Here is an 18,894-nt window from a genome sequence, read left to right as displayed (position 1 = left end):
AGATTTTCGAACTTGCCTCTTTACATCTTCGCGGGGCCAAGGATTTATCCTCTTCTTTAAGCTCAAGGAGACGACCATGTCCTTCGAAAACTGGGCTGCCTTTGCCGCCGCCTCGGCCATTCTTCTCATCATTCCGGGTCCGACCATCCTGCTGGTGGTGTCCTATGCGCTGGGCCAGGGCTGGCGCACCGCGCTGCCGATGGCGGTCGGCGTGGCGCTTGGCGACTTCACCGCCATGACGCTGTCGATGCTGGGCATCGGCGCGCTGCTGGCGGCGTCAGCCACTGTGTTCACCGTGCTGAAGGTGATCGGCGCCTGCTACCTGATCTATCTCGGCATAAAGCTGTTTCGCGCCGGCGGCGCGCTGCGGGCCGAGCCGCGCACCGATGCGGTGTCCGCGGCCAGGATGGCGGCGCATGCCTGGCTGGTCACCGCGCTCAATCCGAAGAGCATTACCTTCTTCGTCGCCTTCCTGCCGCAGTTCCTCGACCGGCACGCCGATTTCTGGCCGCAGATGCTGATTTTCGAAACCACCTTCCTGGCGCTCGCCTTCGCCAATGCCTTCGGTTACGCGCTGATCGCGGCGAGAGCCCGCAACGTGGTGCGCAATCCCAAGGCGATCCGCATCTTCAACCGCACCGGCGGCACGCTGCTGGTCGGCGCCGGCATCGCCACCATGGCGATGCGTTCGGGCAATTGATGGCGAGGCGAAGCCAACCGCTTCCGGCATTGGTGAGTTCCAAACCCGGTTGGCACGCCCGGCGCCGTTGCATTAGGATCGCATCCAGGTCTGTGATGGCGGCTATCGGCAAGGACGCAACATGGCAGTCAAGGATGCATTCGGACTGACGTTTTCTGGTGCGACGGAGGCTGGGTTCTCGCCCTACAGCCAGGCGGTGCGTGAGCTGCAGTGCTTCATCGGCGACCCGGTCGGCTCCGTCGACCGTGCCATTGCGCAAGATCCCGACTTCGTCATGGCGCATGTGTTCAAGGGCTATCTGTTCGGCCTCGCCACCGAGCGTGAGGCGACGGCGGTGGCTAAAGCTTGCCACCAGGCGGCGCTGCCGCTGGCCGCCACTGCGCGCGAGCAGGCGCATGTCGCAGCCCTTGGCCACCTCGCCGGCGGACGCTGGCACGACGCCGCCCGTATGCTGGAGGACATCGCAATCGAGTTTCCACTCGACATGGTGGCGCTGCAGACCGGCCACCAGATCGACTTCTTCACCGGCAATGCCCGCATGCTGCGCGACCGCATCGGCCGCGCGCTGCCCTCCTGGCAAAGCGGCATGCCCGGCTACCACGCCATCCTCGGCATGCAGGCCTTCGGGCTGGAGGAGATGGGCGACTATATCAGGGCCGAAAAGCTCGGCCGCACGGCTGTCGAGATCGAGCCGCGCGACGGCTGGGCACAGCATGCGGTCGCCCATGTCATGGAAATGCAGAGCCGGCAAAAAGACGGCATCGCCTGGATGCGTGCCAACCCCGAGGCGTGGACCAAGGAAAGCTTCCTGCAGGTGCATAATTGGTGGCATCTGTCGCTGTTCCACTACGATCTCGGCGAGACCGACGAAGTGCTCAAGCTCTATGACGGCCCGATCTACGGGACGCCGTCGACGCTGGCGCTCAACATGGTCGATGCCTCGGCGATCCTGTGGCGGCTGCATCTCGGCGGCGCCGATGTCGGCGACCGCTGGGCGGCGCTGGCCGCCAACTGGCCCAAGGCCGGTGCCGGCGATTATGCCTTCAACGATGCGCACGCGATGATGGCCTTTGTCGGCGCCGGTCTGGAGGCGCCGGCCAACACCCTGCTCGAAGCCCAGCGCGAGGCCATGCGCGCCGACGACGACAACGCCGCCTTCACCAGGGATGTCGGCCATCCGCTGACGCTCGCCATCAAGGCATTCGGCGACGGCAATTATGCCGAGACGGTGCGGCTGATCCGGCCCATCCGGGCGATTGCCCACCGCTTCGGCGGCAGCCATGCCCAGCGCGATGTCATCGACCTGACGCTGATCGAGGCGGCCTTGCGTTCGGACGATCAAGCCCTGGCAAAAGCTCTCGCGGCGGAGCGCGCGCTGGCGCGACCGGACAGTCCGCTGTCGGCGCTGTTTTCCCGGCGTGCCGCCGATTTGTCAGAGAATTGACCCGAAGCGGATCTTGTTTTAAAAACTGGCCAAGCCAGATTTTTTCGAGACCCGAAAAAATTACCGGCATGGGGAGGAAAACATGTATCTCGGGCTCGATCTCGGTACGTCGGGCGTCAAGGCGCTGCTGATCGATGCCGGGCAAACTGTCGTCGGTTCCGGTCATGCGTCGCTTGATGTGTCGCGGCCGCATCCCGGCTGGTCGGAACAGAACCCCGCCGACTGGACCCGCGCCTGCGAGGCGGCGATCGCCGAGCTGAAGGCTTCGCATCCGGAAGAGCTTGCCGCGGTCAAAGGCATCGGCCTGTCCGGCCACATGCATGGCGCTAGCTTGCTCGACGCGGGCGACCAGGTGCTGCGCCCCTGCATCCTGTGGAACGACACGCGCAGCCATGCCGAAGCCGCCGCGCTCGACGCCGACCCGCGCTTCCGCAAGCTGACCGGCAACATCGTTTTCCCAGGCTTCACTGCGCCCAAGCTGGCATGGGTGAAGAACAACGAACCCGCCATTTTCGCCAGGGTGGCCAAGGTGCTGCTGCCGAAGGATTTCCTGCGGCTCTGGCTGTCGGGCGAGCATATTTCGGAAATGTCGGATTCGGCCGGCACCGCCTGGCTCGATGTCGGCAAGCGCGCCTGGTCGTCCGATCTGCTGGCCGCCACCTCGCTCGATGAAAAGCAGATGCCGTCGCTGGTCGAGGGCACCGAGAAGGCCGGCGGCTTGCGCAGCGAACTGGCCTCGAAATGGGGCATGGCTTCAGGCATTCCGATCGCCGGCGGCGCCGGCGACAATGCGGCCTCGGCCTGCGGCATGGGTACGGTTGGTGCCGGCCATGCCTTCGTCTCGCTCGGCACGTCGGGCGTCCTGTTTGCCGCCAACGCGGCCTATCTACCCAACCCGGCAAGTGCAGTGCACACGTTCTGCCATGCCTTGCCCAACACCTGGCACCAGATGGGCGTCATCCTGTCGGCGACCGATTCGCTCAACTGGCTGTCGGAGATCACGGGGAAAGGCGCCGGCGAGCTGACATCAGAGCTCGGCGAGGCGCTGAAGGCGCCGACCAGGGTCTCCTTCCTGCCCTACCTCTCGGGCGAGCGCACGCCGCACAATGATTCCGCCATTCGCGGCTCCTTCACCGGCCTGGCGCATGAGTCGAGCCGAGCCGTCCTGACCCAGGCGGTACTGGAAGGCGTCGCCTTCGCCTTCCGCGACAGTCTGGAAGCGCTGAAGACGGCCGGTACGACGCTGACCCGGGTCACCGCCATCGGCGGCGGCTCGCGCTCGCGCTACTGGCTGAAAGCGATCGCCACCGCACTGCAGGTGCCCGTCGACATTCCTGCAGATGGCGATTTCGGTGCTGCTTTCGGCGCCGCCAGGCTCGGGCTTATCGCGGCGACGGGTGCCTATCCGCTCAGCGTCTGCACGGCACCAGCAACGGATGCCACCGTGGAGCCGGACGCCTCATTGGTTGGCGCTTATGCGGATGCCTATCAGCGGTACCGGGCACTTTACCCGGCTATCAAGGGCGCCACGGCATGAGTTGGGCCTTGGCCGATAACCCAATTCCGCGGGCCAGCGCTGCCCCTCACCTGCCTGCCGGCATCCTCTCCCCGTATAGTAACGGGGAGAGGGGCGCGGTCATCGATGATTTCGCAAGTCACCAGCGTTGCAAAAAAGCAGCCGGCATGGCCGACAGCTCCCTTCTCCCCGTCACTATACGGGGAGAAGGTGCCGGCAGGCGGATGAGGGGCGGCACCAGCGGTTGGCACTTCCCACCACACCTTGGCCGATTGCCCTCACTGCGTTGGCACTTTATCGAGAAACCCGGTGACGCTCTTGAGCCGCCCGTTCTCGATGACTCCGATGTCGGTGCCTTCGATGACGGAGTCCGTCCCTTCCGGTCCGAGATTCCACGAGAAGCGGATCGTGTCGGCAAAGCCGTCGGGCTTGCCCTTCAGCGAGAACCGGAAGCCGGCAAAGCGCTGCTGCACGCCGTCGATGAGGGCGGCGACACCGTCATGGCCGTCGCCCTGCATGAGCGGATCGCGGTAGCTGACGTCTTCGGTGAATGTCGCCTTGAGCAAGGCCGCTCGGCGGTCCGCATCGCCTTCGTTCCAGGCAGTGATGTAGTTCTGGGCGATCGTGTTGAGGTCGGTCATGGTCTGTCTCCTTCGTTGAGTGGCTTTGACACGACCCTTTTCGGCCAGCGAAAGAACGAAACCAATTACGCCTGAGGTAATCAGGGCGAACTATTCGAGAGAGGAAAAAAATCATGAGCAGCGGATTTTTCGGCGACATCAAGACGATCAAATATGAAGGCCCGGATTCGACCAATCCACTAGCCTACCGGTTCTACAACCCCGACGAAGTCGTTGCAGGCAAGCGGCTGGAAGATCATCTGCGCTTTGCCGTCGCCTATTGGCATTCCTTTGCCTGGCCGGGCGGCGATCCGTTCGGCGGCCAGACTTTCGATCGTCCGTGGTTCCCCAAGGCCGGCGGTGTCGACACGATGGAGCTGGCCAAGCTCAAGGCCGACGTCGCCTTCGAGATGTTTTCGCTGCTCGGCGCGCCATATTTCTGTTTCCACGACGCCGACGTCCGGCCGGAAGGCAAGGATTTCTCCGAGAGCGCGGCGCGCCTCGACGAGATCGCCGACTATTTTGCCGGCAAGATGAAGCAGACCGGCGTCAAGCTGCTCTGGGGCACGGCGAACCTGTTCTCCAACCGCCGCTTCATGTCCGGCGCGGCCACCAATCCCGATCCGGATGTCTTTGCCTATGCGGCGGCGACGGTGAAAAGCTGCATCGACGTCACCAAGCGGCTGAAGGGCGAGAACTATGTGCTGTGGGGCGGTCGCGAGGGCTACGAGACGCTGCTCAACACCGACCTTGCCCGCGAGCAGGAACAGGCCGGCCGCTTCCTCAGCCTCGTCGTCGACTACAAGCACAAAATCGGTTTCAAGGGTACCATCTTGATCGAGCCGAAGCCGCAGGAACCGACCAAGCACCAGTACGACTATGACGTCGCGACGGTCTACGGTTTCCTCAAGCGCTTTGGGCTGGAGAAGGAAGTCAAGCTCAACATCGAGCAGGGCCACGCCATCCTGGCCGGCCATTCCTTCGAGCACGAGCTGGCGCTGGCCAATGCGCTCGGCGTCTTCGGTTCGATCGACATGAACCGCAACGACTACCAGTCGGGCTGGGACACCGACCAGTTCCCCAACAATGTTCCGGAGATGGCGCTGGCCTACTACCAGGTCTTGCAGGCCGGCGGCTTCAAGACTGGCGGCACCAATTTCGACGCCAAGCTACGCCGTCAGTCGCTCGATCCGCAAGATCTGCTGATCGGCCACATCGGCGGCATGGATTCTTGCGCACGGGGTCTCAAGGCCGCGGCACGCATGGTCGAGGACAAGGCGCTGTCGGGTCCGCTGGCCGAGCGCTACGCCGGCTGGAACTCGGCCGAAGCCAAGGCAATGCTTGCCGGCAAACGGACGCTGGAGGAGATCGCCGAGCGCGTGGTGAAGAAGAAGATCGAGCCGCAGCCGAAATCCGGCCGCCAGGAACTGCTCGAGAACATCGTCAACCGTTACGTCTGAAGCCTGACCTCTGGACTGACATCCGCCGCGCATGGCCGAAAGCCGCCGCGGCGGGTGCCCCCTGAAGCAGGTCATGATCGACTGGATGAATGGGATGCTGCAGGGCGGTTCAGACCCACGCAAGGACGGCTGCGCAATCGGTATTCTGGCAGCAGAGCGGACATCCTGAGCGGCCGGCCTCGGCATTTCGAGGACGCCAAGCGGCGCGGAATGTTGCAGATCAAATCTTCTCAGCACGGTCGCCAAAGTGCGTGGTAAGACCGCGACGGCGCAACCAGCGGAGTCCGATTTGACCATGCCTTCTACCACCAAGCGTGCGCTGATCACCGGGGCGGGTGCTGCCGACGGCATCGGCTTTGCCATTGCGCGGCAGCTCGGCCTTGCCGGTCATGCCGTTTTCCTGAACGGTGCCAGCGCGCGTGTACTCGATCGCGCCGCCGAGCTTTGCGCCGAAGGCATCAATGCCAAAGCCGCGGTCGCGGATCTCACCATCGCGGCCGAAGTCGCGCGGCTGCGGGCCGATGTCGGCGCTGTCGACATCCTGGTCAACAATGCCGGCATGGGTTCGCTGGCATCGCCCTCGGCCGACAAGGCGTTTCTCGCCATGACCGAGGCCGATTGGGACCAAGGGATCGACGTCAGCCTGAAGACCGCATTCCTGGTCACCGGCGCGTTTTTGCCGGCGATGGTCGAGGCGGGCTATGGGCGCATCGTCAATGTGGCGTCGGTTACCGGGCCGCTGGTGTCTTTCGAAGGCACAGCAGCCTATTCCGCCGCCAAGGCCGGCATGGTCGGTCTGACGCGCACGCTGGCGCTCGAGGTGGCAAAAAGCGGCGTGACAGTCAATGCCGTGGCCCCTGGCTGGATCGAAACGGGCTCGTCGAGCGCAATGGAGCGGCAAGCTGCCCTGCACACGCCACCGGCGCGGGCCGGGCGACCGGACGAGGTTGCCGCAGCGGTGGTATTCCTGGCATCGGAAGGTGCGAGCTACGTCAACGGCGCCGTGCTGGTGGTCGACGGCGGCAACAGCCTTCAGGAGCGCAAGGGCTGAATCCGAAACGACCGGCAGCCGAAGTCCGGCCGCCAAGAATATCTGGAGAACTAGTCAACCGCTACGTCTGGGGCGAAAAGCCGATTCGTATTGCTTGAGGGCGACGGGATAACATCCCGGCCGCCCCGGAATTGGTTTGCGCAAGACCCTGTCCGACGACAAGGTTCTGCCTCGCGCTGCCCCTCAATCACCTCGCTCTTGCCTTCAAACAGCCGTCACGGAACTCGTATAAGACGGCTTCTGTGGCGGGTGAAAAGGAAGGAGGCGAACCGATATGCAGCACGAACGCGAGATCGACGCCCTGCTCTCATCCGGCGAGGCCGGATCGATCATCGATCGGCTGATGGCGCTGCCGAGGCCGACCGACGATGTGAAGAACGAATGGGACCGTGCCGTCAGCAGCCGGTTCGAAGTGCGGCTGGCGAGACAGATGCGCTCGCAGATGGACACCAGCGGCGATCGGCAGAACGCCGCTTGATCCCCTGGAGCAATTCCAGGAAAAGTGTGAAGCGGTTTTCCGTCCGGAATTGCGACAATACAAATAGACTGACTTAGCCCCGACGCAGCCTGACCGGGGCTTCGCCGAAAGCTCTTGAAAACGCTCTGGAAAATGCCGCGGCGGACGAAAATCCGGTCCGCCCGGCAATATCGGCCATGGCCACCCTTGTGTCGACCACCAGCCGGCGCGCTGCCCCCAGCCGCAGCCTGAGATAATAGGCGCCCGGCGTCTCGCCGATCGATTTGCGAAAGATGCTTTCCAGTGTTCGCGCCGTCACCCCGGCGCGTTTGGCCACCGCGGCGATGGTCAGCGGCTGGTCGACATGCGCTTCCATCAGCCGGATCGCTTGCGCCAGCCGCGGGTCGTAGCCGTCGAGCCGGCCGAGCGAGACCAGCGGCTGCGCGTCGGTCGCGGCGCGTGCCTGGTCATAGATGAAGACGCTGGCGACATCGAGCGCCACGGCCATGCCGAGCCGGGTGCGAATCAGATGCAGCATCAGGTCGAAGGTCGGCGACGCCCCGCCCGAAGTGAAGACCGGCCCGTCGATGACGTAGCGATCGGGGCGCACGTCGACCCCGGGAAAGGCCGACGAAAAATCCTCCATATCCTCCCAATGGGTGGTGGCGCTACGCCCTTCCAGCAGGCCGGCGCGGGCCACCAGCCAAGTGCCGGCCTCGACGCCGCCGCAGGCGCGCGCCGTCCGCGCCGCGCGGCGCAGGCCGGCAAGCAGGGCCGATGTGGTGTAATTCTGGGTGCCAAAGCCGGCGACGACGACCAGCATATCGGTCGGCTCCGCCGCATCGAAGCGGCCGCTGACCGCCACCGGCAGGCCGCATGTGGTGACCGGTGCCTCGCCGGTGACCGAGACCAATTTGAAATCGAACAAGGTCTCGCCGGCGATGCGGTTGGCGGCGCGCAGCGGATCGACAGCGGAGGCCACGCACATGATCGAGGCGCCGGAAAACACCAGCAGCGTCACCTTGAGCGGCGAGCGCTCGGCGCGAAAGATCGTTGGTTTTTCGCTTTTGATCATGAGGCTTTCGTAAAACGCAAAACAGTTTCCTGCAAGTAGCGCAATGTTGTGGTCTGTTTCGATTGGGAGGAAGTTCCATGCCGCTCGCGATGAACCGTGAGGTTTTCATTACCTGTGCCGTGACCGGGTCCGGCGGCTCGCAGGACCGCTCGCCGCATGTGCCGCGTTCGCCCAAGCAGATCGCAGATTCGGCGATCGATGCTGCCAAGGCCGGCGCGGCCATCGTCCACTGCCATGTGCGCGACCCCGAAACCGGCAAGCCTAGGCGCGATGTCCATCTCTACCGCGAAGTGACCGAGCGTATCCGCGCGGCAGACGTCGACGTGATCCTGAACCTCACCGCCGGGATGGGCGGCGATATGGTGTTCGGCTCGCCGGAAGCGCCATTGCCGCTCAATGAAAAAGGCACCGACATGGGCAGCGCCACCAACCGCATGGAACATGTGCGCCAGTGCCTGCCGGAGATCTGCACGCTGGATTGCGGCACCATGAATTTCGCCGAAGCCGACTATGTCATGACCAACACGCCCGGCATGCTGCGCGCCATGGGCGGCATGATGACGGCGCTCGGCGTCAAGCCGGAGATCGAAGCCTTCGACACTGGCCATCTGTGGTTCGCCAAGCAATTGGTCGAGGAAAAGGTGCTCAACGCCGATGCATTGGTGCAGCTTTGCATGGGCGTGCCGTGGGGCGCGCCGGACGACCTCAACACCTTCATGGCCATGGTCAACAATGTGCCGTCGACCTGGAACTGGTCGGCCTTTGCCATCGGCCGCAACCAGATGGCCTATGCCGCCGCTGCCGTTCTCGCTGGCGGCAATGTCCGCGTCGGGCTTGAAGACAATCTCTGGCTCGACAAGGGTGTGCTGGCGACCAATGCGCAGCTGGTCGAGCGTGCTGCCAGCATCGTCACCAATCTCGGCGCCAGGATTCTTGGGCCGGAGGAAGTGCGCAAGAAGCTGAACCTGACCAAGCGGGCGCCCATCGCCGCGTGATTTGAGGGGTGCGGAGATGACAACCGTCAAATTCACCGCGATGAAGGATGGCGACCGGGACGACTACGAATTCCTGACCGCGCATGAGATCGACTATGCGGCCAGGACCGGCGAGCGGCTGCTCGATGCGCTGGTGCAGCTCGACGAGGGCCTGTCCGGCTACAAGATCACCCGGCTCGGTCATTCGCTGCAGGCGGCGACGCGGGCCTGGCGAGACGGCGCCGATACCGACTGGATCGCCTGTGCCCTGCTGCACGACATTGGCGACATCTACGCGCCCTACAATCACGACGAATATGCCGCTTCGATCCTGAAACCCTTCGTGCGCGAGCAATGCACCTGGGTGGTGGAAAAGCATGGCGACTTCCAGCGCCTCTATTATGCCCACCATCTCGGCGGCAACCGCCATGCCCGCGACCGCTTCGCCGGCCATGTCTATTTCGACGATTGCGACCAGTTCTGCGAACGCTGGGACCAGTCGAGCTTCGACCCCGACTACGACACGCTGCCGATCGACTTCTTCCGGCCCTTCGTGCTCGAAGTCTTTGCCCGCAAGGCCTACGACGCCTCGGTAATCCGCGCCGGCGAGCGCGTGCCCCTCATCGATCCCCAAACAGCCAAGACAAGAACCGGAGCTTCCGCATGAGCATCATCAACAAGGCAGCCGCCATTGGCGGCGGTGTCATCGGCGCCGGTTGGGTGGCGCGGCTGCTGCTCAACGGCATCGACGTGTCGATCTTCGATCCAGATCCCGAGGCCTCGCGCAAGGTCTCGGAAGTGATGAAGGGAGCGCGACGCGCCTACAAGCAGATGGTTCCCGGCGGCTTGCCCAAGGAGGGCAAGCTGACCTTTGCCAAGACGATTGCCGAAGCTGTCGCCGATGCCGATTTCATCCAGGAAAGCGTGCCTGAGAGACTCGACCTCAAGCACCGCGTGCTGGCCGAGATCGACAGCCACGCTCCGGCTAATGCCATCGTCGGCTCGTCGACCTCCGGCATCAAGCCGACCGACATGCAGGTGGCGATGAAGAAGCATCCGGAGCGGCTGGTCGTCGGCCATCCCTTCAACCCGGTCTATCTCCTGCCGCTGGTCGAGATCGTCGGCGGCGGGCAGACCTTTCCCGAGGCGATCGAGGTCGCCAAGGAGATGTATGCCTCGATCGGCATGAAGCCGGTGGTGATCCGCAAGGAGATCGAAGCCTTCGTCGGCGACCGCCTGCTCGAAGCAGCATGGCGCGAGGCGCTGTGGCTGATCAAGGACGGCATCTGCACGGTCGAGGAACTCGACGACATCATGCGCTATGGCTTCGGCCTGCGCTGGGCGCAGATGGGCATGTTCCAGGTCTATCGCGTCGCCGGCGGCGAGGCCGGCATGCGCCACTTCATGGCGCAGTTCGGACCGTGCCTGAAATGGCCGTGGACCAAACTGATGGACGTGCCGGAATTCAACGACGAGCTGGTCGATCTGATTGCCATGCAGTCGGATGACCAGGCGCACGGCCTGTCGATCCGCGAGCTGGAAAAGATCCGCGACGACAATCTGGTCGCCATCATGGACGCGCTGTCGAAGCAGAACAAAGGCAAGGGCTGGGGTGCCGGCGCCTTGCACAAGGACTATACCAAGCAGCTGGCCAAGCTGGCGGCGAAGAAGCCGACCGCGTCCAAGTCGGCCGAAAAGGCCAAGGCGTTGAAGCCGGTGAAGAAGGCCGAGAAGCCGAAGAAAAAGAAGAAGGGCTGACCCCATGGATTTCGGTCTGTCGGAGGAACAGAAGCTCATCGTCGAGACGACGCGGGCTTTTGTCGAGAATGAGCTTTACCCGCATGAGCGCGAGGTCGAGCGCACCGGCGTGCTGCGCCGTGAGCTGATCGAGGAGATCAAGGTCAAGGCGATCGAAGCCGGGCTTTATGCCGCCAATATGCCGGCCGATGTCGGCGGGGCCGGCCTCGATACGGTGACCTGGCTGCTCTATGAGAAGGAACTCGGCCGCGCCAACTACGCGCTGCACTGGACCTGCGTCGCACGCCCTTCCAACATCCTTTTGGCCGGCACGCCGGAGCAGCGCGAAAAGTACCTATTCCCCTGCATTCGCGGCGAGAAATGGGATTGCCTGGCGATGACCGAGCCGGGCGCCGGCTCCGATCTGCGCGGCATGAAGGCCACCGCGGTGCAGGATGGCGACGACTGGGTGCTGAACGGCACCAAGCATTTCATCAGCCACGCCGACCTCGCCGATTTCGCCATTTGTTTCATGGCTTCGGGCGAGGAAGAAACTGCGCGCGGCAAGCGCAAGAAGATCACCGCCTTCTTTGTCGACAAGGGCACCAAGGGTTTCACGGTGCGCGACGGCTACCGCAACGTCTCGCATCGCGGCTACACCAACGCCATCCTCGAATTCGACGACTGCCGGCTCCCAGAAAGCCAGGTCCTTGGTGAAGTGCACAAGGGCTTCGAGGTCGCCAATTCATGGCTGGGCGCCACCCGCCTGCAGGTCGGCGCCACTTGCCTCGGCCGCGCCGAGCGGGCGCTTGGCCATGCCATCGAATATTCCGCGCAGCGCCAGCAGTTCGGCCAGCAGATCGGCAAGTTCCAGGGCGTCTCGTTCAAGCTCGCCGACATGGCGACCGAATTGAAGGCGGCCGACCTGATGGTGTTCGAAGCCGGCTGGAAGTACGATCAAGGCACCGTCACCGAACAGGACATGGCCATGGCCAAGCTGAAGGCCACCGAAATGCTTGCCTTTGTTGCCGACGAAGCGATCCAGATCCATGGCGGCATGGGGCTGATGGATGATCTGCCGCTGGAGCGCATCTGGCGCGACGCCCGTGTCGAACGCATCTGGGAAGGCACTTCGGAGATTCAGCGACATATTATTTCGCGGGCGCTGCTGCGTCCGTTCGGCGCTTAGAGCATGATGGCCACCAAACCGGGTTCCGGTTTTGGGGATAAGATCATGTTCAAACGAAAAGATGGCCATGCATAAACTCGAACGTCTCCTGCGCCCGAAGTCGATTGCCGTGTTCGGCGGGGCGCAAGCCGCCGCCGTCGTCGCACAGTCGATCAAGATGGGCTTTGCCGGCGAAATCTGGCCTGTGCACCCGACCAAGGACGAGGTCGCCGGTCGCAAGGCCTATCGCTCCGTCGCCGATCTTCCCGGCGCGCCCGATGCCGCCTTTGTCGGTGTAAACCGGCATCTTTCCATCGAGGTGGTCAAGGCGCTGGCCGAGCGCGGCGCCGGCGGCGCCGTCTGCTTTGCCGCCGGCTTCCTCGAAACCGAGGCCTATGACGCGGATGGCGAGCGGCTGCAGGCCGAACTGGTCGCTGCCGCGGGCGAAATGCCGATCATCGGGCCGAACTGCTACGGCCTGATCAACTACGCCGACGGCGCGCTGCTATGGCCCGACCAGCATGGCGGCATCAGGCTGCCCGAGGGCGGCCGTGGCGTCGCCATCATCACGCAGTCCTCCAACATCGCCATCAACATGACGATGCAGAAGCGCGGACTGCCGATCGCTTTCCTGATGACCGCCGGCAACCAGGCACAGACCGGCCTTTCCGAAATGGCGCTCGGGCTGATCGAGGACGACCGCGTCACCTCGCTCGGCCTGCACATCGAGGCCTTCGATTCGGTAGCCGGCTTCGAGCGGCTGGCGGCGCGGGCGCGCGAATTGAAGAAGCCGATCATCGCCATGAAGGTCGGCCGCTCCGAACAGGCACGGCAAGCGACCGTCTCACACACCGCCTCGCTGGCCGGCTCGGATGCTGCCTCCGGCGCCTTCCTGAGGCGGCTCGGCATTGCGCGCGTCGATTCCATCCCCGCCTTCATCGAGGCGCTGAAGCTGCTGCATATCACCGGGCCGCTGCCCGGCTACCGGCTGTCATCGATGAGCTGCTCGGGCGGCGAGGCATCGGTGATGGCCGACAGCGCCGAAGGCCGCTGGGTCAATTTCCCTGTACTGACCGACCAGCACCGGCGGCATGTCAAATCGACGCTCGGGCCGCTGGTCGCTGTCGCCAACCCGCTGGACTACCACACCTTCATCTGGAACAATGAGCCGGCGATGACCGCCACCTTCACCGCCATGGTGTCGGGCGGCTTCGACCTCAACATGCTGGTGCTCGACTTCCCGCGTCCCGACCGCTGTTCGGACACCGACTGGTGGGCGACTTTGCGCGCCTTCGAATCGGCGCTGAAGACCAATTCGGCGCAAGGTGCGATCGTCTCCTCGCTGCCGGAGAACCTGCCGGAGGAATACACGGCCGGACTGATGGCGCGCGGCATGGTGCCGTTGTTCGGCATTTCCGAGGCCATGGACGCGGCGCAGGCGGCTGCTTTCATCGGCTGGGCATGGAGCGAGCCCGAGGCACTGCCGATCGACACTTCGGCTTCCGGCGCGCCGGCCGGCGACCATGTCACGCCTGACGAGGCCGAAGCCAAATCGCGGTTGATCAAGGCCGGCCTGTCCGTGCCAAAGGGCGAACGCGCCGGCAATGCCGTCGAGGCGGTCATTTCATCGATGGCGCTTGGCTTTCCGGTGGCGCTGAAGGCGTTGGGCGTCACCCACAAATCCGAGCTCGGTGCGGTCACGCTCAACCTCAAGGACGCCGAATCCGTCAGCACGGCCGCCCATGATCTCTTGCCGCTCGGCACCGGCCTTTATGTCGAACGCATGGTGCGCGACGGTGTCGCCGAACTGATCGTCGGCTTCACTCGCGACCCGATGTTCGGCGCGGTGATGACGTTGGGCAGCGGCGGCGTGCTGGTTGAGCTGTTGCGCGACAGCGTCACGCTGATGCTGCCTGCAACCCGCGACGACATCGAGGCGGCGTTGCGCGGCCTGAAACTGTTCCCGCTGCTCGAAGGCTATCGCGGCCGGCCGAAGGCCGATGTCCAGGCTGCCATCGACGCCATCTCGGGCATTGCCGCCTTCGTGCAGAAGAATGCCGGCGAGATCGAGGAACTCGACATCAACCCGCTGATCGTCTGCACAGAGGGCAAGGGCGCCTGGATCGCCGACGCGCTGCTGGTGCTGGGAGACAAGAAGAATGTCTGACGTCATTTCGACCCGCCGTGAGGGCACTATTCTCGAGGTCACGCTCGACCGGCCGAAGGCGAATGCCATCGACCTCAAGACCTCACGGCTGATGGGCGAGACGTTCAAGGCGTTCCGCGACGATCCGGAGCTTCGCGTCGCCATCGTCAAGACAGCCGGCGACAAGTTCTTCTGCGCCGGCTGGGACCTGAAGGCGGCGGCCAGCGGCGATGCGGTCGACGGCGACTATGGCGTCGGCGGGTTTGCAGGGCTGCAGGAACTGCGCGACCTCAACAAGCCGGTCATCGCCTGCGTCAACGGCATGGCGGTGGGCGGCGGCTTCGAGCTGGCACTGTCCTGCGACCTCATCTACGCCTCCGACCATTCCTCCTTCGCGCTGCCGGAAATCCGCGCCGGCACGCTGGCGGATGCGGCGACGATCAAGCTGCCGAAGCGAATTCCCTACCACGTCGCCATGGACCTTTTGCTGACCGGCCGCTGGATGGATGTCGCGGAGGCGCATCGCTGGGGCCTGGTCAACGAGGTGCTGCCCAAGGACAAGCTCGAGGACCGCGTCTGGGAGATCGCCCGGCTGCTAGCCAGCGGCCCGCCGCTGGTCTTTGCCGCAATCAAGGAAACGGCAAGGGTGGCGGAATCACTGACCTTCCAGGAGGCGATGAACAAGGTGACGCGCCGCCAGTTGCCGACGGTCGATGTGCTCTACGGCTCCGAAGACGGTATGGAGGGTTTTCGTGCCTTCGCCGAAAAGCGCGAGCCGGTGTGGAAGGGGAAGTGAGCGGCAGGCCGGCTCCGATGACCGACTACAAAACCCTCATCGACGCCGAGACCTGGGCCTTCATCGAGAAGACCAATTCCTATTATCCGCCGGACACGATCGACTACACGATCGCCGAACAGCGCAGCATTTATGACCGCATGTGCCGCGAATTCTTTGCCGGCTATCCCAAGGGCGTGACAGTCGAAACCTCGGCCATTGCCACCCCAACGCACGACATCCCGATCCGCATCTACCGCACGCCAACATCGGACAAGGCGGCGGCGATGGTGCTTTACTTCCATGGCGGCGGCTTCATCCTCGGTGGGCTCGACAGCCATGACGATGTCTGCGCCGATCTTTGCGCCTGCACCGGCTATGAGGTGGTCTCCGTCGACTACCGACTGGCGCCCGAGCATCGTCACCCCGCCGCTTTCAATGACGTCATCAGCGCCTTCGAATGGGCAGCGACCAGTTACAAGCACCCAATCCTGCTGTGCGGCGACAGCGCCGGCGGCAATCTCGCCGCTGCCGTCAGCCACGCGACGCGCGGTCACCCGCGCAAACCGATCGGCCAGGTGCTGGTCTATCCCGGCCTTGGCGGCGACCGCTCTGGCGCCTCCTATACGGCTCACGCCGAGGCGCCGATGCTGACGCTGCGCGACCTCGACTTCTACAAGGATATCCGCAGCGGCGGTGGCGACCGCAGCGATGACGCAACGCTGGCCCCGCTTGCCGACACCGATTTCTCCGATCTGCCGCCGACAGTGCTGATCACCGCAGAGTGCGATCCGCTGTCATCCGACGGCGAGGCCTATCGCGACCGCATCGTTGCGGCCGGCGGGCGCGCCATCTGGCTCGAGGAGCCGGGGCTGGTGCATGGCTATCTCAGGGCCAGGCACACGGTCGGCCGGGCGCGTGCCAGCTTTACCCGCATCACGGACGCAGTGTCGGCGCTCGGCAAGGGCGAATGGGTCTGGTGACAGCCCGCCTCAGCCGCGGACAAACCTTATCAGCGCCGCTCCCATGCGGTCGTTGAATTCCTGGCGAAAGCGGTTCTGCTTTAGCCAGTCGGGGTTGGAGCCGACGGTCTTGTTGGCGTCGACGACGATGCCCTTGCCGTCGACGATGAAATAGTCGATCGCGCCAAAATCGAGCCCGAGCCGCTGCCTCACCGCCAGCACCTCCGGCGGAACAGGGCCGCCCTCTTCGTTGCTGAGGATTTTCGACCCGGCGCACAGCACGTCGTTGTAGACCTGCCGCATATTGACCTCGGCATCGAGCAGGAACATGTAGCGATGCTTGACGATCGGCAGGTCGAGGTTGTGGAAGGCGAATTTCTCGACCATCAGCCGATCGTCTGACCAGACCCCCGCCGGAACCTGTCCCATGGTCTCGTAGACGCGATAGGGCGGACACAGGCGTTGCTTGTAGCCGGGCTCGAAGGTCTTGCGGACGAAATGCGCCGTCCGTGTCCAACGATTGCGGTACTGCCGCCAGCGCAGTTCGGGCCGGCCCTTGCTGTTGAGCACTGTCTTGACGACGACCGGACCGGAATGGCTGTCGCCTGCCTTCAGCCTCAGCGTCGAATAGAGGTGCCGGTGGATGGACAGCGCACGGCCGTTGATGGTGCGGTCGTAGAGCTCAGGGATGTCGTGGTAGAGTTGCGGCACTTCGGTCAGGTCGATGTGCAGCAGGGCCGCCGGCGCCCTATCAGCACGCGCCGGCCTGTCGAACACGCGCACCGTCATGCCAGCCTGCTGCAGATAGGGCAGCAGCGACTGGACGGAATACTCCTCGCCTGAGCGAAAATTGCCCAGGCTCTCCACATAGACATCAAGATCCGCGCGCATTGCCAGAGCGCTAGAGCCCGTTCCATCCCGACAGAATCGGGATGGGGGCTCTATCTCTTTGTTTGAGCATGATCTTTTCCAAAAAACGGATTCCACTTTTCGGGATCATGCCTAGTCCTGGATGTCGACACTCGAGAAGTCGTGATGATCGAACGGGTCCATCACGTAGCCCTTGACGCGTTCGCGCATCGGTACCGACACAACCGAATGGGCGATCACCACCCATGGCGTCTGCTCCCTGAAAATCTGCTGCGCCTGCGCATAGAGTTTTGCGCGGGCATCGGGATCGACGATCCCAGCTGCCTGCTTGAGCAAGTCGTCGAAAGCGGGAAAACACCAATTGGCGCGATTGGTGGCGCCGACACCGGCGCAGCCGAGCGGCACGGAAAGGAAATTGTCGGGATCGCCATTGTCGCCGGTGAAGCCGAACAGCATGGCGCCGTCGCGGTCGAGTGCCTTTGAGCGAGCGAGGTATTCGACCCATTCATAGGTGACGACCTCCACGGTGACGCCAATCTTTGCCAGATCCGACTGGATCATTTCGGCCATGCGCTGCGCATTCGGGTTGTACGGACGCTGCACCGGCATCGCCCAGACCTTCATATGCAGATCCTTTACGCCGGCGGCAGCGAGCGCCTGCCGGGCAGCTGCAGGATCGAAAACAGCGTCAAGGGTCGACGCGTCATAGGCCCAGGACGTCGGCGGAAGCGGGTTGCGCGCGACCTTGCCGGTGCCGCGGAACACCGCGTCGACAAGCGCCTGCTTGTCGATCGCCATGTCGATGGCCTTTCTGACGCGGGGATCGTCGAAGGGCTTCTGCAAGGTGTTGAAAGCGAGATAGCCGGTGTTCAGGCCTTCCTGCTGCATCACCTCGATGCCAGGCGTCGCCTTGATCGCCTCGAGATCGGCTGGATTGGGATAAGGCATGACATCGCACTCGCCGGCGCGCAGCTTCTCCATGCGGACGTTGGCGTCGGTGGAGATGGCGAAGACGAGGTCATCGATCTTTGGCCGGCCGCGCCAGTAGTCGGGATTGGCCTTGTAGCGGATGACCGCATCCTGCTGGTAATCGACGAGCTGGAACGGGCCCGTTCCGACCGGCTTCACCGCCAGATCGAGCGGCCGTTTTTCGGCCAGCAGCCTGTCGGCATATTCCTTTGAAACGATCGAGGCAAAATCCATCGCCAGACTGGCAAGCATCGGCGCATTCGGCGCCTTGAGCGTCATGACGACGGTATAGTCGTCGAGCTTGCGCCATCCGTCCACGAGGCGCGGCATGCCCATACCGTCAAAGTAGGTGTAGGGGCGGTTGGCATAGTTGTGGAACGGATTCTGCGCATTTTCCTGACGGTCCAGGGTGAACAGGACGTCGTCGGCGTTGAAGTCGCGGCTCGGCGTAAAGCCGTCGATGGTGTGAAACTTGACGCCATGGCGCAGATGGAACGTGTAGGTGAGGCCGTCGTCGGAAACCTCCCATTTTTCCGCCAGGCCGGGGCGCACTTTGGTGGTGCCCGGCTCGAACTCGACGATGCGGTTGTAGAGCGTGGTGGCGGAGGCGTCGCGGGTGCCGGAAGCGAGCGCCGGGTCGAACGTATCGGGACTGGCCTCGGTGCAATAGACCAGGGTCTTGGCCAAGGATTGATGGACCGGCAGGGCACATAGAAAAAGCGCGGCCAGCAACAAAAAGAAGTGCCTGCGTATCATGATACCCCCCCAGGGTTGGGATGACGCTAGCAGAAGCCGGCACTGACGGTAAGTAAGCCTGCCAGTGTTTCGCGCCAAGCTGGTTTCCGTCCTGAGTTGCCTGACACAAGAATTAGTCGCCGCTTCTGTGAAATGGCAAACAGACCCAGCCGCCGCTTGGATGAACCTTTCCGCTCCAGCCTGCGACTGACGCTCAGGTGCCGCATGGTGCGGC

General features: G+C 63.8%; 17 protein-coding genes. 13 read left to right on the top strand and 4 right to left on the bottom strand.

What is annotated here, in order from left to right; translation table 11 throughout:
- Positions 1–76: 76 nt before the first annotated feature.
- The 3 genes from AC1D0N_RS02135 to xylB all read left to right on the top strand — a co-directional run bounded on the left by AC1D0N_RS02135 (position 77) and on the right by xylB (position 3,681).
- Positions 77–700 (top strand): LysE family translocator, encoded by a 624-nt coding sequence (locus AC1D0N_RS02135; RefSeq protein ID WP_477240910.1) that lies wholly within the window; start codon positions 77–79, stop codon positions 698–700.
- A gap of 121 nt (positions 701–821) precedes the next feature.
- Entirely contained in the window at positions 822–2,144 is a 1,323-nt protein-coding gene (locus AC1D0N_RS02130; RefSeq protein WP_477240908.1) for a tetratricopeptide repeat protein, read from the top strand.
- Between the two features lie 82 nt (positions 2,145–2,226).
- Positions 2,227–3,681 carry a xylulokinase gene (xylB, locus tag AC1D0N_RS02125; protein ID WP_477240906.1) on the top strand — a complete coding sequence of 485 codons (1,455 nt, stop codon included), beginning with the start codon at positions 2,227–2,229 and terminating at the stop codon, positions 3,679–3,681.
- A gap of 257 nt (positions 3,682–3,938) precedes the next feature.
- On the opposite strand, the gene AC1D0N_RS02120 is transcribed toward xylB, so the two are convergent.
- The gene (locus AC1D0N_RS02120) at positions 3,939–4,301 is read right to left on the bottom strand and encodes a nuclear transport factor 2 family protein (protein WP_477240904.1); all 363 of its coding nucleotides are present in this window, start codon (positions 4,299–4,301) and stop codon (positions 3,939–3,941) included.
- Positions 4,302–4,414: 113 nt separating this feature from the next.
- Here AC1D0N_RS02120 and xylA point away from each other — a divergent pair, with 113 nt between their 5' ends.
- From xylA to AC1D0N_RS02105, 3 genes are all read left to right on the top strand, one after another.
- Positions 4,415–5,740 (top strand): xylose isomerase, encoded by a 1,326-nt coding sequence (gene xylA, locus AC1D0N_RS02115; RefSeq protein WP_477240902.1) that lies wholly within the window; start codon positions 4,415–4,417, stop codon positions 5,738–5,740.
- Between the two features lie 295 nt (positions 5,741–6,035).
- Positions 6,036–6,791, top strand: coding sequence for an SDR family oxidoreductase (locus AC1D0N_RS02110; protein ID WP_477241854.1), 756 nt, complete (start codon positions 6,036–6,038; stop codon positions 6,789–6,791).
- A 274-nt stretch (positions 6,792–7,065) separates the two neighbouring features.
- Entirely contained in the window at positions 7,066–7,269 is a 204-nt protein-coding gene (locus AC1D0N_RS02105; protein WP_477240900.1) for a hypothetical protein, read from the top strand.
- Positions 7,270–7,342: 73 nt separating this feature from the next.
- Here the strand turns inward: AC1D0N_RS02105 and AC1D0N_RS02100 are convergent, their stop codons facing one another.
- Positions 7,343–8,323, bottom strand: a complete 981-nt coding sequence (locus tag AC1D0N_RS02100; RefSeq protein ID WP_477240898.1) for a GlxA family transcriptional regulator — start codon at positions 8,321–8,323, stop codon at positions 7,343–7,345.
- A 77-nt stretch (positions 8,324–8,400) separates the two neighbouring features.
- On the opposite strand from AC1D0N_RS02100, the gene bcoG reads away from it, so the two are divergent.
- The 7 genes from bcoG to AC1D0N_RS02065 all read left to right on the top strand — a co-directional run bounded on the left by bcoG (position 8,401) and on the right by AC1D0N_RS02065 (position 16,106).
- A complete protein-coding gene (bcoG, locus tag AC1D0N_RS02095) occupies positions 8,401–9,318 on the top strand; it encodes a 3-dehydrocarnitine:acetyl-CoA trimethylamine transferase BcoG (protein ID WP_477240896.1) in 918 nt (305 codons plus the stop codon).
- 16 nt (positions 9,319–9,334) lie between these two features.
- The gene (locus AC1D0N_RS02090) at positions 9,335–9,964 is read left to right on the top strand and encodes an HD domain-containing protein (protein ID WP_477240894.1); all 630 of its coding nucleotides are present in this window, start codon (positions 9,335–9,337) and stop codon (positions 9,962–9,964) included.
- Positions 9,961–11,055 (top strand): carnitine 3-dehydrogenase, encoded by a 1,095-nt coding sequence (locus AC1D0N_RS02085; RefSeq protein ID WP_477240892.1) that lies wholly within the window; start codon positions 9,961–9,963, stop codon positions 11,053–11,055. Before AC1D0N_RS02090 ends, AC1D0N_RS02085 begins: the two co-directional genes overlap by 4 nt.
- A gap of 4 nt (positions 11,056–11,059) precedes the next feature.
- On the top strand, positions 11,060–12,223 hold the full coding sequence (locus tag AC1D0N_RS02080; RefSeq protein WP_477240890.1) for an acyl-CoA dehydrogenase family protein: 1,164 nt from the start codon (positions 11,060–11,062) through the stop codon (positions 12,221–12,223).
- Between the two features lie 67 nt (positions 12,224–12,290).
- On the top strand, positions 12,291–14,369 hold the full coding sequence (locus AC1D0N_RS02075; RefSeq protein ID WP_477240887.1) for an acetate--CoA ligase family protein: 2,079 nt from the start codon (positions 12,291–12,293) through the stop codon (positions 14,367–14,369).
- Entirely contained in the window at positions 14,362–15,144 is a 783-nt protein-coding gene (locus tag AC1D0N_RS02070; protein ID WP_477240885.1) for a carnitinyl-CoA dehydratase, read from the top strand. The genes AC1D0N_RS02075 and AC1D0N_RS02070 overlap by 8 nt, the downstream gene beginning before the upstream one ends.
- Before the next feature lie 17 nt (positions 15,145–15,161).
- Complete coding sequence (locus tag AC1D0N_RS02065; RefSeq protein ID WP_477240883.1) at positions 15,162–16,106, top strand: alpha/beta hydrolase; 945 nt, start codon at positions 15,162–15,164, stop codon at positions 16,104–16,106.
- A gap of 9 nt (positions 16,107–16,115) precedes the next feature.
- Here the strand turns inward: AC1D0N_RS02065 and AC1D0N_RS02060 are convergent, their stop codons facing one another.
- Both AC1D0N_RS02060 and AC1D0N_RS02055 read right to left on the bottom strand, forming a co-directional pair.
- Positions 16,116–16,976 carry a hypothetical protein gene (locus AC1D0N_RS02060; RefSeq protein ID WP_477240881.1) on the bottom strand — a complete coding sequence of 287 codons (861 nt, stop codon included), beginning with the start codon at positions 16,974–16,976 and terminating at the stop codon, positions 16,116–16,118.
- A gap of 111 nt (positions 16,977–17,087) precedes the next feature.
- Positions 17,088–18,680 carry an ABC transporter substrate-binding protein gene (locus AC1D0N_RS02055; RefSeq protein ID WP_477240879.1) on the bottom strand — a complete coding sequence of 531 codons (1,593 nt, stop codon included), beginning with the start codon at positions 18,678–18,680 and terminating at the stop codon, positions 17,088–17,090.
- Between the last annotated feature and the right edge of the window lie 214 nt (positions 18,681–18,894).

Source organism: Mesorhizobium sp. P2_E10, from assembly GCF_056404235.1.
The sequence above is the reverse complement of the archived record's forward strand: the minus strand, read 5'-3'. Positions and strand labels throughout refer to the sequence as shown.

What these genes read in the sequence shown, in the direction of transcription:
- AC1D0N_RS02085 (WP_477240892.1), top strand. Translation starts at nt 9,961, where the DNA reads ATGAGCATCATCAACAAGGCAGCCGCCATTGGCGGCGGTGTCATCGGC.
- AC1D0N_RS02135 (WP_477240910.1), top strand. Translation starts at nt 77, where the DNA reads ATGTCCTTCGAAAACTGGGCTGCCTTTGCCGCCGCCTCGGCCATTCTT.
- AC1D0N_RS02055 (WP_477240879.1), bottom strand. Translation starts at nt 18,680, where the DNA reads ATGATACGCAGGCACTTCTTTTTGTTGCTGGCCGCGCTTTTTCTATGT.
- AC1D0N_RS02120 (WP_477240904.1), bottom strand. Translation starts at nt 4,301, where the DNA reads ATGACCGACCTCAACACGATCGCCCAGAACTACATCACTGCCTGGAAC.
- AC1D0N_RS02110 (WP_477241854.1), top strand. Translation starts at nt 6,036, where the DNA reads ATGCCTTCTACCACCAAGCGTGCGCTGATCACCGGGGCGGGTGCTGCC.
- AC1D0N_RS02105 (WP_477240900.1), top strand. Translation starts at nt 7,066, where the DNA reads ATGCAGCACGAACGCGAGATCGACGCCCTGCTCTCATCCGGCGAGGCC.
- bcoG (WP_477240896.1), top strand. Translation starts at nt 8,401, where the DNA reads ATGCCGCTCGCGATGAACCGTGAGGTTTTCATTACCTGTGCCGTGACC.
- AC1D0N_RS02130 (WP_477240908.1), top strand. Translation starts at nt 822, where the DNA reads ATGGCAGTCAAGGATGCATTCGGACTGACGTTTTCTGGTGCGACGGAG.
- AC1D0N_RS02075 (WP_477240887.1), top strand. Translation starts at nt 12,291, where the DNA reads ATGCATAAACTCGAACGTCTCCTGCGCCCGAAGTCGATTGCCGTGTTC.
- AC1D0N_RS02070 (WP_477240885.1), top strand. Translation starts at nt 14,362, where the DNA reads ATGTCTGACGTCATTTCGACCCGCCGTGAGGGCACTATTCTCGAGGTC.
- AC1D0N_RS02090 (WP_477240894.1), top strand. Translation starts at nt 9,335, where the DNA reads ATGACAACCGTCAAATTCACCGCGATGAAGGATGGCGACCGGGACGAC.
- AC1D0N_RS02080 (WP_477240890.1), top strand. Translation starts at nt 11,060, where the DNA reads ATGGATTTCGGTCTGTCGGAGGAACAGAAGCTCATCGTCGAGACGACG.
- xylA (WP_477240902.1), top strand. Translation starts at nt 4,415, where the DNA reads ATGAGCAGCGGATTTTTCGGCGACATCAAGACGATCAAATATGAAGGC.
- xylB (WP_477240906.1), top strand. Translation starts at nt 2,227, where the DNA reads ATGTATCTCGGGCTCGATCTCGGTACGTCGGGCGTCAAGGCGCTGCTG.
- AC1D0N_RS02100 (WP_477240898.1), bottom strand. Translation starts at nt 8,323, where the DNA reads ATGATCAAAAGCGAAAAACCAACGATCTTTCGCGCCGAGCGCTCGCCG.
- AC1D0N_RS02060 (WP_477240881.1), bottom strand. Translation starts at nt 16,976, where the DNA reads ATGCGCGCGGATCTTGATGTCTATGTGGAGAGCCTGGGCAATTTTCGC.
- AC1D0N_RS02065 (WP_477240883.1), top strand. Translation starts at nt 15,162, where the DNA reads ATGACCGACTACAAAACCCTCATCGACGCCGAGACCTGGGCCTTCATC.